The sequence below is a fragment of the Herbaspirillum sp. WGmk3 genome (assembly GCF_023952535.1).
GTDB classification, from domain to species: domain Bacteria; phylum Pseudomonadota; class Gammaproteobacteria; order Burkholderiales; family Burkholderiaceae_D; genus Herbaspirillum; species Herbaspirillum huttiense.
Genome location: NZ_JAKYWT010000003.1, coordinates 552,747 through 568,830, shown reverse-complemented (window position 1 = coordinate 568,830; position 16,084 = coordinate 552,747). Strand labels below are relative to the sequence as shown.

Genomic DNA, 16,084 nt, shown 5'->3' with positions numbered 1-16,084 from the left:
CCCGTTTACTGAGGAGATCCCCATGCCAGTCCACGCTTATGGCGCACACGCCGCCGACAAGCCACTCGAACATCTGGAAATCACCCGCCGTGCCACCGGCCCGCACGATGTGCAGATCGACATCGCCTATTGCGGCATCTGCCACTCCGACCTGCACCAGGTCCGTTCCGAATGGGCTGGCACCCAATACCCCTGTGTCCCCGGTCACGAGATCGTGGGCCGTGTCGCCGCTGTCGGCAACCACGTCAGCAAATTCAAGGTCGGTGACCTGGTCGGCGTGGGCTGTATCGTCGACAGCTGCCAGACCTGCCCGGATTGCGAAGAAGGCCTGGAAAACTATTGCGACAACATGGTCGGCACCTACAACGGCAAGACCGATGACGCCCCCGGCTGGACCATGGGTGGCTACTCGCAGCAGATCGTGGTGCACGAGCGCTACGTGCTGACGGTCCGCCATCCGGAAGCCGACCTGGCCGCCGTGGCCCCGCTGCTGTGTGCCGGCATCACCACCTATTCGCCGCTGCGCCACTGGGGTGCCGGTCCCGGCAAGAAGGTCGGTGTGGTTGGTATCGGCGGCCTCGGCCACATGGGCATCAAGATTGCGCACGCCATGGGTGCGCACGTGGTGGCCTTCACCACCTCGGATTCCAAGCGTGCCGATGCCAAGGCCCTGGGTGCCGATGAAGTGGTGGTCTCGCGCAATGCCGAAGAGATGGCCGCGCATGCCAAGAGCTTCGACTTCATCCTCAACACCGTGGCGGCACCGCACGATCTCGATGCCTTCCTCTCGCTGCTGAAGCGTGAAGGCACCATGACCCTGGTCGGCGCACCAGCCACGCCGCACCCGTCGCCGAATGTCTTCAGCCTCATCATGAAGCGCCGTTCGCTGGCCGGTTCGTTGATCGGCGGCATCCCCGAAACCCAGGAGATGCTGGACTTCTGCGCCAAGCACAACATCGTGGCCGACATCGAGCTGATCCGCGCCGAAGAAATCAACACCGCCTATGAGCGCATGCTCAAGGGCGACATCAAGTATCGCTTCGTGATCGACAACGCCAGCATGGCGGCCTGAGGGCCAACGGCTGACCTGATGGCACGGTGAATGAAATCGGGCGGGCACCCACAAGGTGTCCGCCCGATTTTTTGATTACTGAGCGAAGTGGGGGAGCGTCAGTCCCTGACGACTTCACCACCGAGATACTGCGCATCGGTGACCGGCTCCATCCACTCCACGTTCTTGCCATCAAGCAGTTCGGTGATGGCCACGTGCGTCATGGCAGTGGTGTCGGTGGCACCGTGCCAGTGACGGCGTTGGCACGGACACCAGACGACGTCGCCGGCGCGGATCTCGGTGCGCGGGCCGCCTTCGCATTGCGTCCAGCCGACGCCTTGCGTCACGATCAGGGTCTGGCCCAGCGGATGGGTGTGCCACACGGTGCGCGCACCGGGTTCGAAGGTGACGATGGCACCGCCCGCGCGCGCCGGTTCTTCACCCTGGAAGAAACTGTCGATGCGCACATGGCCGGTGAAGAAGGAGGCCGGTCCCTTGGCCGATGGGGTGCTGCCGTTGCGAATGATCTTCATGGAGATGTCCTTTCGTTGGAAGAAGGCCGGCGATCCTGGCGGGCCGTGAGCGCTGCCAGCAAGGCTGCGGCCAGCAGCACGCCTGCGCTGGCAAAGAAAGTGATGTGATGGCCGCCGTGGTCAAACAGCAGTCCGCCCAGGGTGGACCCCAGGCCGATGGCCAATTGCACCAGTGCCACCATCAGCCCGCCGCCGGCTTCGGCATCGTGCGGCAGGGTGCGCGCCACCCACGACCACCAGCCCACCGGTGCGGCCGTGGCGACCAGGCCCCACAGCGCCAGCAGCAAGCTGACCGGCAGGACGTGATGGCCGCAGGCCACCAGCGCCAGGGCGATGACGGCCATCAGCAGCGGGATGAAGACCAGCGTGCCGTAGAACGAACGGCGCAGCAGCCGTCCGATGAGCGTAGTACCGATGAATCCGGCCACGCCGATGGCCAGCAGGATCAGCGACAGGGTTTGCACCTGCACCCGCGTTTCGCTTTCGAGGAAGGGGCGCAGATAGGTGAAGAGGGTGAACTGCCCCATGAAGAGCAGGCTCACGCCCGCCATGCCCAGTGCCACCAGCGGTGTCGCCAGCAGGGCCAGTGGATGCGTGGGCGCGGTGTGGCGCGCGGCCGGACGCATGGCCGGCAGGCTGAGCGCCTGCCACAGCAGCGCCAGCAGGGCCACCGGCGCCAGGCACAGGAAGGCGCCACGCCAGCCGATGAGTGCGCCCAAATAACTGCCCAGCGGGGCGGCCACGACGGTAGCCAAGGCATTGCCGCCATTGAAGACGGCCAGTGCACGCGCCACGTCCTGCGGCGGCACCAGGCGGATGGCGGCGGCGGCCGACATCGACCAGAAGCCGCCGATGGCGATGCCGATCAGTACGCGCCCCGCCATGTAGACCGGATAGTTGGGGGCCAGCGCAATGACCGGGCCGGAGATCATCATCAGCGCCGTCAGCCACAACAGCAGCGTCTTGCGTGGCAGCTGCCCGGCCAGGCGCGCAATGCTCAGGCTGGTGAGCACGGCGAAGGCGCCAGAGACCGAGATCGCTTGCCCGGCCAGCCCTTCGCTCACGCCCAGATCCTGTGCGATGGGCGTCAACAGGCTCACCGGCATGAATTCGGAAGCGACCAGGGCAAAGGCCGTGAGCGTCATGGCGAAGACGCCGCCCCAGTGCGCCTGTACCGGGGTGTCGGCGGCCTGCAGTGAAGAGGGGGTGCAAGAGGAACTGCTCATGATGATGTCGGGCAAGACTGTGCCCGCCGCAGCACGCCGAAGATCAGCATGCACGGGTCGCAGCGCTTGCCGTGGAGAATGTGAAGGCAGTCAGTGTCGCGCGCGTGCGCCGTATTGACTAGGTAATCAATCCTTAATTACCCTATTAGAAAAACTAATCAATGAATCCCGTCCCCCTTCGTCACGACCCTTGGTTTCACAGGGCGCGGCCTCCGGCTGATCCGGCTTTATTGCTCACCACAGGAAGGGTGGCTGCATGATCAAACGCAATCTCAATGACTTGCTGGGTTTCGTGACCGTGGCGCGCGAGGGCAGTTTCACGCGTGCCGCCGCCACGCTTGGCGTGACGCAATCGGCGCTGTCGCAAGCCATCCGCGGCCTCGAAGAGCGCCTGCAGATCCGCCTGCTGACCCGCACCACGCGCAGCATCTCGCTCACGCCCGCTGGCGAGCGCCTGATCCAGTCCATCGGCAACCGCTTCGACGAGATCGAGGCCGAGCTCGATGCCCTCACCGCACTGCGCGAAAAACCTGGTGGCACCGTGCGCATCACCTGCGGCGACGGCATGATCCAGCGCGTGCTGCTGCCCAAGCTGGCCCCGCTGTTGCAGCAATATCCCGACATCAAGCTGGAATTCGACATGAGCTACGCCCTGCGCGACATCGTGGCCGACCGCTTCGATGCCGGCGTGCGCTGGGGCAAGACCATCGACCGCGACATGATCGCGGTGCCCATCGGCCCGCCGCTGCGCATGGTGGTGGCGGCCTCGCCCGAGTACTTCACGCGCTATCCGGTGCCGCTGCATCCGAACGACCTGATGGCCCAGGATTGCATCAACCAGCGCATGCCGTCCTCGGGCGGGCTTTACGTATGGGACTTTGAAAAGGACGGCGAAAAGATCAACGTGCGTGTCGACGGCTCGCTCATCTTCAACACCGTGCCGCCGCAGATCGATGCGGCCCTGGCCGGGCTGGGCGTGGTGCTGCTGCCGGAAGACGAGCTGCAATCGCATCTGGAGAGCGGCCAGCTGGTGCGGGTGCTGGAGGACTGGTGTCCGGTCTTCGAGGGCTATCACCTCTACTATCCCAGCCGCCGCCAGCCTTCGCCGGCGTTCTCGCTGGTGGTCAATGCCCTGCGCTACGAAAACCGGCCACGTCAGCCGGGGTGATGACAGGGTGCCTGATTCATAAGCTGGACTGATGACCGCATTCAGGCCGGCGGGACTAATCACGGACCGATGATGCAGCGACAATCAGGCCAGATCGATTGCTTTCGGATTGCCCATGTCTTCCTCTTTCCTGCCGTGCCTGACCGTGATTGCCGTGCTGATGGCCGGCGCCATGAGCCTCTGCCCGATGACGGCAGCGGCGCAGACCCGTACCCCTGCCAAGAGCCTGCCCATGACCCTGCGCATCACCATCGCCGATACCGTCCTGACCGCGCGTCTCGAACCCGGCCCGGCCGCCCGCGACTTCGCCGCCCTGTTGCCGCTGACGCTGGAGCTGTCCGACTACAACCAGACCGAGAAGATCGCCCAGCTGCCGCGCAAGCTGGCCACGCGCGGCGAGCCCGAGGGCTATACCCCGCGCAGCGGGGACATCGCCTTCTATGCGCCCTGGGGCAATATCGCCCTGTTCTACAAGGACTTCGCTTACTCGAAGGGATTGGTCAAGCTGGGCCACATCACCGGAGACATCGCGGTCCTGCGCCAGCCAGGACCGTATATGGCCCTGATCGAGCAGGAATGAATCGCTGCCGCAATCAGGCCGCGTACTTGCGCAAGGCGGCCAGCGGCACGTGCAGTTCCTCGCTGGCGGCGAAGCCTTCCAGCAGGTAATCCACCGCCACCCGCACGCGCGGCGCGATCAGCGCCCGGTGCGGGTATTGCAGGCACATCTCGTAGTTGCCCGGATGATGGCTGCGCAAGAGCAGCACCTTCAATCGCCCGCGTTGCAGATAGCGCCACGCGTGATGCACCCCGACTTCGGCGATACCCATGCCGGCCAGGGCCGCCTGGACCAGCGCTTCGGGCGAGGACAAGGTCAGCAGTGCGTGTTCGGTATTCCAGGTCATGATGCTGCCGTCGCTGCCCTGGAAATTCCAGGGCGACACCTTGCCGCCCAGAAACTTGCGCGTGATCAGGCTGTGCTTGTGCAGATCCTGCGGGCGGCGCGGTGTACCGCGGGCCTCCAGATAGGCGGGACTGGCGACCAGCGCCAGGTTCAGTTTGCAGATGCTGCGCGAGACCAGCGACGAATCGGCGATGCGTCCGCCCCGGATCGCCAGGTCATAGCCGTCCTGCACCAGCTCGCTGATGCGGTCATCGAAATCCACTTCCACCGACAAGGCCGGATAGCGCTGGCTCAGGCCGGGCAGCAGCGGCAGCAATTGTTCGCGGCCGAAGGCCGCACTGGTGGAGATGCGCACGCGTCCGGTCGGTGTCGCGCGTGCCGCCACCACGTCATCGGTTGCCTGTTCCAGCGCATCGAGCGCGATGCGTGCCTGGCGCAGGAAGGCGCTGCCTTCCTCGGTCAGGTTCAGGCTGCGCGTCGTGCGGTTCATCAGACGCACGCCCAGCGCGGTCTCCAGCCCGGCCACATTCTGGCTCACCGCAGCGGAGGAGATGCCGAGTATCCGCCCGGCGCCGGCGAAGCTGCCGCTATCGGCGGCCTGCACGAAGGAAATGATGGCGCGTACCCGTTGCGACGTATCCATGGCCGTTGCTCCCCGAAAAATGGATTGATAAGTTCATCTTGATAAATCCTAAAGTATTGCACCGCTACCGTCATTTAATCCATTTGCGCAGAATGAGCCTGTTACGTCATTCCCCGGTCCCGAACGGCTTGATTTATCCACAGGAGAAAACATGAACATCAGCATCGTCTTCGACAGCGGCTACGGCCATACTGAAAAACTCGCCCAGTCCGTGGCGCGCGGCGTGGAAGAAGTCGCAGGGGCTCACGCCACCCTGGTGCCGCTCGCCGCCGGCAGTGTGGACTGGGCTGCCATTGCCGCCAGCGACGCCATCATCTTCGGCTCGCCGACCTATAACGGCACCATCTCGGCGCGCTTCAAGCAGTTCATGGAAGACTCCACCCGCCAGGCGTGGATCCCGCAGGCCTGGCGCAACAAGGTAGCGGCCGGCTTCACCAATTCCGGCGCGCTGCATGGCGACAAGCTCAATTCCCTGGTGACCCTGGCGCTGTTCGCGGCCCAGCACGGCATGCTCTGGACCGGGGTCGATCTGTTCCCAGGCAAGAGCGGTGATGAACTCAATCGCATCGGTGGCTGGCTGGGTGCCATGGCGCAATCGGACGACGCCCCCGCCGAGGTCACGCCCGGTGCCAGTGACCTGGCCACGGCCGCCTATCTGGGCAAGCGCGTGGCCGAGGTGGCGGCGCAATTCGCACGCGGCCGCGCCTGAACCTCAGGCCCGTGCCCTGATCCAGATATCAGTTTTCCCGATATCGATCATCGGCTTTCAGGATTGGCGTAATAACTGGACGGTCCGCATCATGCAGACCTGTCCAACAATCCGCCAAGGAAAATCATGTCTGCCATCACCACTCAAGCCGCCATCATCTGGCCGGCCGGCTATCTGCCCGGCACCACCGACAACTACGTTTCCAATGAAGTGATCATCGCCGGTCTCTCGGCGGCCCAGGTGTGGCCGCTGCTCAACGACACGCGCGCCTGGCCCGGCTATTACGGCAATGCCAGCGAGATCCGCTTCCATGATGGCAGCGGTCCGCTGCTGTCGGCGGGCGCTCGTTTCCGCTTTACGACCTTCGGCTTTGCGGTCGAAGCGGAAGTGACCGAATACCTGCCGCCCCAGCCTGGCCAGGCCGCTCGCATCGCCTGGCACGGCTGGGTCGAAGGCGATGCCGCGCAGCGTCTGGATGTCCACCACGCCTGGCTGTTCGAAGACCTGGAGGGCGGCCGCGTGCGCATCCTCACGCAGGAGACCCAGAACGGCCAGCCCGCGCGCGAGCTGGCAGCCACCTTGCCCAATCCCATGCTCAATGCCCACCAGGAATGGATCACCGGCCTGGCGCGGGCAGCGGCTGAGGCCGTTGCGCTGCGCTAAGGATCAGCGCAGAGGCACCAGCCCGGCCGTGGCAAACAGCAGTTGCCGTAGCCAGCGCTGCGCCGGATCGCGGTGCGTACGCTCGTGCCACGCCGCCGTCTTGGTGAAGCCGGCGATCTCCAGCGGCGGCGGCAACAGCTTCAGGCCCTCCACCCCGGCCACCAGCCGTGACGGCACCACGGCCACCAGGTCGGTGCTGCGCAAGATCTCCGGCAATACCAGGAAACGCTTCACCGACAGGCTCACGCGCCGTTGCAGGCCGCGCTGTGCCAGTGCTTCATCGGTGACGCCGTGGAAGGGATCGCCCGCGTACGACACCAGCGCATGATCCAGCGCGCAGAACTGCTTGAGCGAGAGCCGCTGTCCCCGCACCACCGGATGATCCTCACGCATCGCGCAGACGTAATGCTCGTCGAACAGCCGCCGCGCATGCAGGCCCGGCGGCGTATCCTGCGGCGTGGTCAGTGCCAGGTCGATCTCGCCGCGCTCCAGCCGCTCCTGCAGCGGTGCATCTTCCATCGACGCCAGTGCCACGCGGATGAACGGGGCATGCTGCTTGAGCGCCGTCAGGAAGGGCAGGGCGACCGCGCGCAAGGCATAGTCGGTGGCGGCGATGGTGAAATCCAGATGGGCCGTGGCCGGATCGAAGACCGGCGGATGCAGCAGACCATCGATGTCGCGCAGTACGCGCTGTACCGGTTGCGCCAGTTCCAGCGCCCGTGGTGTGGGCACGATGCCGCGCTGGCTGCGCGCAAACAGGGGATCATCGAAACTTTCGCGCAGCCGCGTGAGGATGCCGCTCATGGCCGGCTGGCTCACCCCCAGCCGCGCTGCGGCACGCGTGACGTTGCGTTCATCGAGCAGGGCGGCCAGTGCCTTGAGCAGGTTCAGGTCGAGGGTGCGGAGGTCCGGTTTTTTCATGCGCGCAGGATCAGCAGGAAGAGATGTCGCATGGTAGCAAGCCCCTGCGACAAATTGCCACATTCAACAAGTGGTCATACCAGCTTATGCTTGCCGCTCCTGATTTCCCATGCGGCATCCAGGGGACGGCAGCGCAACTGCCGGAGGAGGCCGCATGCACTGCCTATACCAAGACCACTACAAGACCAATGACGACTCACTCCGCCCGTCGGCCCGGGCCGCAGCATCGCGCACGACCCGTGTTCAAACTCACCGCCCTGTCCGGCCTGCTGGCCCTGGGGGCCGCACCTTGGGCGCTGGCGCAATCGGCCAGCGCCGCCGAGGATTCTTCACTGACGCTCGGTACCGTGGAAGTGAGCGCACGCCGCAGTGGTCCGCTGCAACTCAACAACGTGCTGACCTCGGTGGACCTGATCGGGGCCGACCGCATCCAGCAACAGCAGGTGCAATACAACTGGGAGCTGTTCGCGCAGTCGCCGGGCGTGATGCTGACTCAGTTCCGCCAGGGCAATGAATCGGGCAAGCTGTCCTTCCGTGGCTTCAATGGCGAGGGCGAGGTCAATGCGGTCAAGCTGCTCATCGACGGAATCCCCAGCAATGACAATGCCGGCGGCATGCCCTTCCTGGGCACGCTGTTCCCGCTCGATATCGCCCGCATCGAGGTTGTACGCGGCACCAACGATGCGCGCTACGGCCTGCACAACATCGCCGGCAACGTCAACATCGTCACCCGCCAGGGCGGCAACTACGACGAGGCGCGCCTGACCTACGGCAGCTTCAACACGCGCCAGGTGCAGGTGGTCAAGGGCGTGGAAAACGGCAACTGGTCCCAGAATTATTTCGTCGGCTACGAAAAATCGGATGGCTATCGCGACCATGCGCAGGCCGAGAACATCGCCTTCTCCGGCAAGTGGTTCTACACCAGCGATGATGGCCGCTATCGCACCGGCCTGAGCATCCGTCATGCCAATACCTATGCCCAGGAACCGGGCTACCTGACGGCCCAGGATGCGCGCAGCAACCCGACTTCGTCCTATGCCTATGCCCAGTCCGATGGCGGCAACCGCCAGATGGACCAGGTCAGCCTGCACTTCGATGGCGACATCGATGACCAGCTCTCGGTCGGTGCCAAGCTCTATCTCAATCGTGTGCGTGACCAGCGCTGGCTGCGCTATTCCTCCACGACCTCGCAGCAGGAGCGCGTCATCGACGAGACCCACTACGGGCTGTTGACCAATGCCACCTATCGGCCCCGCTGGAAGGCGCTCGAAGGCATGAGCGACCTGGCACTGGAAGGCGGCTTCAGCATGGAGCGCCAGGAAGACCAGAGCCCGCGCTACAACACGGTCAACCAGGTACGCGTATCGCAGACGCGCGACCATCATTTCGTCTTCGATACGGTGGGTGCCTATGTACAGGCCGTGATCAAGCCGGTGGAGTCGCTGCGCATCATCCCCGGCTACCGGGTCGACCATGTGGGAGGACGTTTCAACGATCCCTCGCGCGGGGTGAGCTATGGCATCCAGGATTACGGCTACATCCGCCAGCCCAAGCTGAGCGTGGTCTATGCACCGATCCGCGAGGCCAGCCTGTATGCCAACTGGGGCCGCACCTTCCAGGTCGGCGCGGGCGCGGCGGCCTACAAGTCCAACAACAATGACCTGCGTCCTTCCATCAATGACGGCTGGGAAACCGGCGTCAAGTTCACGCCGGTGGACTGGCTCGATGGTCGCGTGGCGGTGTGGGAGCAGCGTGCCTCGGATGAGGTCAAGCGACGCCTGAACGATCCCACGGGCGATTCGGAAAACGTGGGACGCACGCAGCGCAAGGGTGTCGACCTGCAAATCAATCTGCGCGCCAGCAAGCGCACCACGCTGTGGCTGGCGTATTCGCGCCAGCGTTCGGAAATCATCACGCCGGACCCGACCGCACCCAACACCCTCGGCAAGGAAATCGACCACGTGCCGCGCCAGGTGTATTCCGGTGGCATCGATTACCAGGCCACGGCGGACCTGAAGCTGTCGGCCTCGGTCAACGGCCAGGGCAGCTACTACCTGACCACGGCCAATACCGGCGGCAAGTACGGTGGCTATACGCTCTTCAATGCCAGCGCGACCTATCAGGTCAACGACAAGCTGAGCCTGGAACTGCAGCTCAAAAACCTGGCCAATCGCTACTATGAATATGTCTGGATCAACGACCAGACCCGGCATGCACCGGGGGATGGGCGGGCGGTCTACCTCTCTGCCAATGTGAAGTATTGAGCAAAAAATACGGAAGGGCAGGCAGCCGCAATGGCTGCCTGCCCTTCTTTTTTTTCTGCTTATCGGGCAGCGATCACGGTCATCTCGACCAGCAGATTGGATGCGCCCAGTCTGGCTTCGAGCGTAGTACGGGCCGGCGCGGTTCCGGCAGGCACCCAGGCATCCCACACCGCATTCATGGCCGCAAAGTCGGCGATGTCGCGCAGGTAGATGGTGGTCGAGAGGATGCGCTCCCGGCCGGTGCCGGCTTCCTGGAGCAGAGCATCGATCCGGGCCAGGACTTCGCCGGTCTGGGTCGCGATGTCGGCCTCGGCATGCGGTCCGCCATTGGCGGTCTGGCCGCACAGGTAGACCAGGCCGCCATATTGGACGATCTTGCTCATGCGCGCATTGGTGTGTTTTCTCTCGATGCTGTGGTCGGTGGTGCTCAAGCGATTCTCCTGTCAACGATGGATCATGTCACTGCCATGGGGCTGCCCCGGATCATTCCGGGGCCAGCGGTTCGGTATCGGCCAGTGCCGCCAGCGAAGCCAGCGCAATGGGTTTGAGCGGCGTGCGGATGTGATAGGCGCCGACTTCCTCGGGCGACTTGTGCAACGCCTGCGCCAGCATCTGCGTGACGGTCAGGCCGCACATGCGTCCCTGGCAAGGACCCATGCCGCAGCGGCTGAAGAACTTGGTCTGGTTCGGCCCCTGGCATCCCAGGCGCGCCATCTCGCGGATCTGTCCGGCCGTGACCTCTTCGCAGCGGCATACGATGGCCTCGTCCGGCGGCTGCGCGAGCCATTGCGGCGGACGATAGAGCGCGTCCAGGAAGGGACGGATCCGCAGATGCCGGTCACGTTCCGCCTGCGCTTCCCGCACGCTGGCGGCGCACGTGGGCGCATCGATTTTGCCCACGGCCAGTGCGGCATGGGCGGCCGCAATGACGCCCGCCGGTTCTGCCGCACGGGCGCCCGCAATAGCGGCACCGTCGCCGGCAATGCGCAATCCGGGCAGGGAGGTCTGGCCGCCTGCGTCCACTACCGGCGTCCAGCAGAGATTGATGGCATCCCACTGGTGATCGAGGCGCAGCTGGCGGCTGAGCTGCGTATTGGGTACCACCCCGTGATGCAGCAGAACGACCTTGGCCGCCAGCGTGTGGCGCTGTGGTCCGATATTGAACTGCACCTGCTGTACCTGATGCTCGCCCTCGATGCGCAGCTCGCTGGCACCTTGATAAAGCGGTACGCCAGCCCGGCGCAAACGCCACAGCATCTTCAGACCCTTGATCAGATAGTGCGGCGCGCCCAGCGCTGCGGGCAGATGACGCAGGGCGCGGCGCAGGTTTTCGCGGGGCGCTGTCTGCACCACGGCCGCGACTTCGGCCCCCGCCTCCAACAACTGGCAAGCCACCAGCAACAGCAGCGGGCCCGCACCGGCCAGTACCACCGGCCCCTGCGGCACCGAGGCCGAGGTCTTCATCGCGATCTGCGCGGCACCGGCGTTGAGCACGCCCGGCAAGGTCCAGCCCGGCACCGGCGAAGGCCGTTCCATGGCGCCGGTAGCGGCAATGATCTGGCGCGCCCGCACGCGTGAGGAACGCTCATCCTGCTGGAACGTGACCACCAGATCCTCGGTGATCTCCCAGACCAGGGCACCGCGACGATAGTCCACGCCGCATTGCTGCAGGCGCTCGGCGAGACTGCGTCCATGGCGGTAGTCCGGTCCCAGTACTGCTGCTACCCTGGGCGGCACTTGCGTGACATTGCGATAGATCTGGCCGCCCGGGTGGCTTTGCTCATCCAGCAGCAGCGTCTTCAGACCGAGCGCGGCCGCATGCAGCGCGGCGGACATGCCGGCCGGCCCGGCACCGATGATGATCAGATCGTGAGTGGGGGCCATCATGCCGGTTCTCCCACGTGACGCGCGCCGTCGGGCAGGCGGACCTGCATCCCTGCATGCACCTGCACCATGCAGGATTGCACGTTCTGGCGGCCATCGACCTCGACCAGGCAATCGAAGCACACCCCCATCAGGCAGAAGGGTGCGCGCGGGCTGCCCGAGACCGGCGTATGCCGCAAGGGGACGACGCCCGCATTGAGCAGGGCAGTGGCCAGGCTTTCGCCTGCGCGTGCCCGGATGGTCTTGCCATCGACCAGGATGGCAATGTCGGCGCGCTGGTCTTCACTGGCCGTCAGCATGGACTTGAACATGGAATCGCTCCGCTTTGAAGGTGGAAATGGCGGCTGGCTCGGCCGCACCCCGGATCCAGTCCGCCAGGGGACCGGCGTGCATGGCGGCCAGCGTGATGCCGCTGTGGCAGGTCACCAGGAAGGCTCCCGGGCATTGACGTGATTCTTCGTAGATCGGGAAGCCGTCCGGCGTCATCACCCGCAGCGCTCCCCAGGTACGGACCACGTTGGCCCCGTCGAGCAGCGGAAAATATTTACGCGCGCGATGGGCGATGTGGGCCAGCTGATCGATCGAGGTGCGGTCATCAAATCCGACGTCCTCCTTTGAATCGCCGATCTGCACCACGCCCTCGCCGGTCTGCCGCACGTGCCCCGACGGATGGCGCAGGAAGGGCTGCATGCGTTCGGTCACCAGCACCTGTCCGCGATTGGGCGCGACCGGGGCATGCAAGCCGACCATCGGGCCCAGCGTGCGGTTGCCCAGCCCGGCCGCCAGCACCAGCTTGCCGGCGACGTATTCCTTGCCGCCCGCCTGCACGTGGAAGCGGTCGGCACGATGGACGATCTGCTCGCAGCGCACGCCATTGCGCAGGATGCCGCCCAGCGTGTGAAAGCGCTGTACCAGCGAGCGCAGCAGGCGTAGCGGGCTGACGTGGCCGTCACGCGGACCGTAGACCGCACCGACCACTTCCGGGCCGATGTGCGGCGAGAGCTGTTTCAGCGCGACCGGATCGAGGACCTCGAAGGGGTAGTCACCGACGGCGGCGCGCAGGTTTTCCAGCTTCCGTACGTAGGCCCGCAGTTCGTCCTCGTCCAGGAAGAATTGCAGGCCGCCGATCTGCTGCAGCTCCAGGTCGATGCCGTTGGCCGCCGTCAGCTCTTGCGCAAAGGAGGACCAGCGCAGCACCGAGGCCATGCTCCAGCGCGCATAGTCGGGCCGTTCTTCGCCCTTGCCCTGCACCCAGACCAGGCCGAAATTGCCGCGTGCGGCACGAAAGGCATCGTCGCCCTCGTCCAGCACCAGCACTCGTTCGCCGGCTTTGGAGAGGCCGTAGGCGATGGACATGCCCACCACGCCGCCGCCGATGACCAGCGTATCGATATCCGTTGAAATCATGATGTCTTTCCAGAGAGAATCCGGTCCAGCCCGTAGAAGCGTTCCAGCAGCGCCATCAGCACCAGGGTCAGCACGATGAGTACCGTGGAGACCGAGGCCAGCAGCGGATCGATGGTGTTGGCGATGTGGTTGTACATCTTCACCGGCAGGGTCTCGGTACCGGCGGAAGCGACGAAGATGGACATGGTCAGTTCGTCGAAACTGTTGATGAAGGCAATGATCCAGCCCCCCGCCACGCCCGGGATGATGAGCGGCAGCTCGACCCGGCGGAACACCGTCCAGGCCGATGCACCCAGCGATTGCGCGGCCTGCGCGATGGTGCGGTCGAAGCCGGTGGCTGCGGCTACCACCAGGCGCAGTACGTAGGGCAGCACGATGACCGTGTGTGCCACCGTGAGGCCCCAGGCGGTACCGGGCGAGCCCAGCAAGGTCAGCAAGCGCAGCAGTGCGATGCCCAGCACGATGTTGGGCACCATCAGCGGCGACAGCAGCAGCCCCAGCAAGGCATCGCGTCCGGGAAAGCGATACCAGGCGATGGCCATGCCGGCCGGCACCGCCAGCAAGGTGGCCAGCGTGGCTGCCGTGACGCCCAGCGACAGGCTGCGATAGAAGGCCGTCATGAAACTGTCGTCGCGCAGGATGGCACCGTACCAGCGCAGCGAGGCGCCATCGAAGGGCAGCGAAATATAGCCCTTGTCGGTGAAGGAAACGCAGACCACCATCACCAGCGGAGCCAGCATGAAGGCCGCAAAGGCGAAGTGGAACAGCAACAGCGGAAGCGGAGCGCGCGTCTTCATTGGAACACCTGCCTGTAGCGGCGCTCCACCAGGCGGTTCACGCCCAGCGAGACAGCCAGCACGATCACCAGCAGCACCACCGACAGCGCCGCCCCCAGTGGCCAGTTCAGATTGCCGAGGAATTCGTCATAGATGGTGGTCGGTACCACTTTCAGTCGTCGTCCGCCGATGATGGCCGGCGTGGCGAAGGCGCTGGCCGCCAGCGAGAACACGATCAGTCCGCCCGAAAGCACGCCCGGGATCACCTGCGGAAAGACGATGCGCAGCATGATGGTTCCCAGTCCCGCGCCCAGCGATTCGGCAGCCTGTTCGGTGACCGGATCGAGCTTCTGCAGCGAGGCCCAGACGGCCAGTACCATCATCGGTACCAGCACATGCACCAGGGCGATCACCACGCCGGTAAAGGTGAACAGCATCTTGAGCGGTGTCTCGATGAGACCCATCGCCATCAAGGCCTTGTTGATCACGCCTTCGTTGCCCAGCAGGATGGCCCAGCCCAGGGTACGGACCACCACCGAGATCAGCAGCGGGCCCAGCACGATCACGATGGACACCGCCCGCCATCTTTCCGACAGGCGCGACAGCACATAGGCTTCCGGTACGCCGATGGCAATGCAGATCAGGGTGACCACCAGCGCCAGCCCGAAGGTGCGCAGGAAGATGCTCTGGAAGTAGTCATCGGTGGCGATGTCGAGATAGTGAGTGAGCGTGAGCTGATCGCCCGTGCCGCCACCGGCCACGAACGGAAAGAAGCTCAGCGACAAGGTCACCACCAGCGGCAGCACCACGAAGGCCAGCGTGAGCAGGGCGGCCGGTGTGCCCATCCAGTAGGGCAGGGCGCTGCTGCGGGCGGTCATCGCGCGGCTCCCGCACGGGGGACCACGTGCGCATGTTCCGCTGCCCAGCGCAGGCTGACCGTATCGCCTTCGGCCGAGCTGGGGGCACCCTTGTTGGACTGGCTGATCTGCACCAGGCCCAGCGGTGTCTGCACCTGATAGAGCCAGTGATTGCCGAGGAATACGCGTGCCTCCACGCGCCCGGCCAGCATGGCTGTCTCCGGCGTGGTGAATTCCAGCTTCTCGGGACGCACGATGTATTCGACCTCGCCGTGGGTGGCCGGATCGGAGGCGGGCAGGCGATAACCCTGGAGTTCGACGCAGTCGCGGCCCTGCATGCGGGTGCCGGCAAACACGTTGGCCTTTCCCAGGAAGGTCGAGGAAAACCGCCCGTTGGGTTGTTCGTACATGTCGTAGGGGCGGCCGATCTGTTCGATGCAGCCCTTGTTCATCAGCACCACGCGATCGGACAGGGTCATGGCCTCGGCCTGGTCATGCGTGACCATGATGGTGGTCACACCCACACGGTGCTGCAGGGCGCGCAGTTCGATTTGCATTTCTTCGCGCAGCTTGGCATCGAGCGCGCCCATCGGTTCATCCAGCAGCAGTACCGGCGGCTGGATGGCCAGGGCGCGTGCCAGCGCAACCCGTTGGCGCTGGCCGCCGGAGAGCTCTTTGGGATAGCGTTGCGCCAGCGCAGCCAGGTGCACCAGCTCCAGCGTTTCCGCCACCCGCCGGTTGCGCTCGCCGCTGGCCAGGCCCTGCATCTCCATGCCGAAGGAGACGTTCTGCGCCACCGTCATGTGCGGGAACAAGGCGTAGTTCTGGAAGACGATGCCGAGGCCGCGCCGGCTTGGCTTGATGTCGGTGATGTCGCGGCCATCGAGCAGGATGCGTCCGCTGCTGGGCTGCACGAAGCCGGCGATCATCTGCAGCGTGGTGGTCTTGCCGCAGCCCGAGGGACCCAGCAGGCTGATGAATTCGCCCTTGGCCACCGACAGCTCGCACTGTCCCACGGCCACTACATCGCCGTAGTGCTTGGACAGGCCATTCAATTGAAGAAAGCTCATGGAGGAAA

General features: G+C 64.9%; 17 protein-coding genes. 6 read left to right on the top strand and 11 right to left on the bottom strand.

The genetic code is table 11. From position 1 onward, the window contains the following. Positions 1-22: 22 nt before the first annotated feature. Positions 23-1,072, top strand: coding sequence for an NAD(P)-dependent alcohol dehydrogenase (locus MKD49_RS14580; protein WP_039783185.1), 1,050 nt, complete (start codon positions 23-25; stop codon positions 1,070-1,072). Positions 1,073-1,170: 98 nt separating this feature from the next. Here the strand turns inward: MKD49_RS14580 and MKD49_RS14575 are convergent, their stop codons facing one another. Beyond that, positions 1,171-1,584, bottom strand: coding sequence for a cupin domain-containing protein (locus MKD49_RS14575; protein ID WP_121040977.1), 414 nt, complete (start codon positions 1,582-1,584; stop codon positions 1,171-1,173). Next, positions 1,581-2,810: an MFS transporter gene (locus MKD49_RS14570; protein ID WP_252696635.1), complete on the bottom strand. Its 1,230-nt coding sequence runs from the start codon at positions 2,808-2,810 to the stop codon at positions 1,581-1,583. The genes MKD49_RS14575 and MKD49_RS14570 overlap by 4 nt, the downstream gene beginning before the upstream one ends. A gap of 256 nt (positions 2,811-3,066) precedes the next feature. Between MKD49_RS14570 and MKD49_RS14565 the strand changes: the two genes are divergently transcribed. Both MKD49_RS14565 and MKD49_RS14560 read left to right on the top strand, forming a co-directional pair. Next, on the top strand, positions 3,067-3,978 hold the full coding sequence (locus tag MKD49_RS14565) for a LysR family transcriptional regulator (protein ID WP_134134301.1): 912 nt from the start codon (positions 3,067-3,069) through the stop codon (positions 3,976-3,978). Between the two features lie 115 nt (positions 3,979-4,093). Beyond that, on the top strand, positions 4,094-4,558 hold the full coding sequence (locus tag MKD49_RS14560) for a cyclophilin-like fold protein (protein ID WP_252696634.1): 465 nt from the start codon (positions 4,094-4,096) through the stop codon (positions 4,556-4,558). A gap of 13 nt (positions 4,559-4,571) precedes the next feature. Here the strand turns inward: MKD49_RS14560 and MKD49_RS14555 are convergent, their stop codons facing one another. Beyond that, complete coding sequence (locus tag MKD49_RS14555; RefSeq protein WP_252696633.1) at positions 4,572-5,525, bottom strand: LysR family transcriptional regulator; 954 nt, start codon at positions 5,523-5,525, stop codon at positions 4,572-4,574. Positions 5,526-5,676: 151 nt separating this feature from the next. Here MKD49_RS14555 and MKD49_RS14550 point away from each other — a divergent pair, with 151 nt between their 5' ends. Both MKD49_RS14550 and MKD49_RS14545 read left to right on the top strand, forming a co-directional pair. Beyond that, the gene (locus tag MKD49_RS14550; protein WP_134134305.1) at positions 5,677-6,234 is read left to right on the top strand and encodes a flavodoxin family protein; all 558 of its coding nucleotides are present in this window, start codon (positions 5,677-5,679) and stop codon (positions 6,232-6,234) included. A 126-nt stretch (positions 6,235-6,360) separates the two neighbouring features. Beyond that, positions 6,361-6,897 carry an SRPBCC domain-containing protein gene (locus MKD49_RS14545; protein WP_252696632.1) on the top strand — a complete coding sequence of 179 codons (537 nt, stop codon included), beginning with the start codon at positions 6,361-6,363 and terminating at the stop codon, positions 6,895-6,897. A gap of 3 nt (positions 6,898-6,900) precedes the next feature. Here the strand turns inward: MKD49_RS14545 and MKD49_RS14540 are convergent, their stop codons facing one another. After that, positions 6,901-7,818, bottom strand: coding sequence for a LysR family transcriptional regulator (locus MKD49_RS14540; protein WP_134134310.1), 918 nt, complete (start codon positions 7,816-7,818; stop codon positions 6,901-6,903). Between the two features lie 188 nt (positions 7,819-8,006). On the opposite strand from MKD49_RS14540, the gene MKD49_RS14535 reads away from it, so the two are divergent. Beyond that, the gene (locus MKD49_RS14535; RefSeq protein WP_256497665.1) at positions 8,007-10,082 is read left to right on the top strand and encodes a TonB-dependent receptor; all 2,076 of its coding nucleotides are present in this window, start codon (positions 8,007-8,009) and stop codon (positions 10,080-10,082) included. A 59-nt stretch (positions 10,083-10,141) separates the two neighbouring features. Here MKD49_RS14535 and MKD49_RS14530 read toward each other — a convergent pair whose 3' ends face one another. From MKD49_RS14530 to MKD49_RS14500, 7 genes are read right to left on the bottom strand one after another with little or no spacing between them, the layout of a single operon-like run. Further along, positions 10,142-10,513, bottom strand: coding sequence for a RidA family protein (locus tag MKD49_RS14530; RefSeq protein ID WP_083859679.1), 372 nt, complete (start codon positions 10,511-10,513; stop codon positions 10,142-10,144). 52 nt (positions 10,514-10,565) lie between these two features. Further along, a complete protein-coding gene (locus MKD49_RS14525; protein ID WP_134134311.1) occupies positions 10,566-11,969 on the bottom strand; it encodes an FAD-dependent oxidoreductase in 1,404 nt (467 codons plus the stop codon). Beyond that, complete coding sequence (locus MKD49_RS14520) at positions 11,966-12,277, bottom strand: (2Fe-2S)-binding protein (protein ID WP_204726876.1); 312 nt, start codon at positions 12,275-12,277, stop codon at positions 11,966-11,968. The genes MKD49_RS14525 and MKD49_RS14520 overlap by 4 nt, the downstream gene beginning before the upstream one ends. Next, entirely contained in the window at positions 12,249-13,373 is a 1,125-nt protein-coding gene (locus MKD49_RS14515; protein WP_121040959.1) for an FAD-binding oxidoreductase, read from the bottom strand. Before MKD49_RS14515 ends, MKD49_RS14520 begins: the two co-directional genes overlap by 29 nt. Further along, positions 13,370-14,170 (bottom strand): ABC transporter permease, encoded by an 801-nt coding sequence (locus MKD49_RS14510; protein WP_252696630.1) that lies wholly within the window; start codon positions 14,168-14,170, stop codon positions 13,370-13,372. Before MKD49_RS14510 ends, MKD49_RS14515 begins: the two co-directional genes overlap by 4 nt. Then, complete coding sequence (locus tag MKD49_RS14505; RefSeq protein ID WP_252696629.1) at positions 14,167-15,027, bottom strand: ABC transporter permease; 861 nt, start codon at positions 15,025-15,027, stop codon at positions 14,167-14,169. Before MKD49_RS14505 ends, MKD49_RS14510 begins: the two co-directional genes overlap by 4 nt. Then, a complete protein-coding gene (locus MKD49_RS14500) occupies positions 15,024-16,076 on the bottom strand; it encodes an ABC transporter ATP-binding protein (protein ID WP_227022541.1) in 1,053 nt (350 codons plus the stop codon). The genes MKD49_RS14505 and MKD49_RS14500 overlap by 4 nt, the downstream gene beginning before the upstream one ends. Between the last annotated feature and the right edge of the window lie 8 nt (positions 16,077-16,084).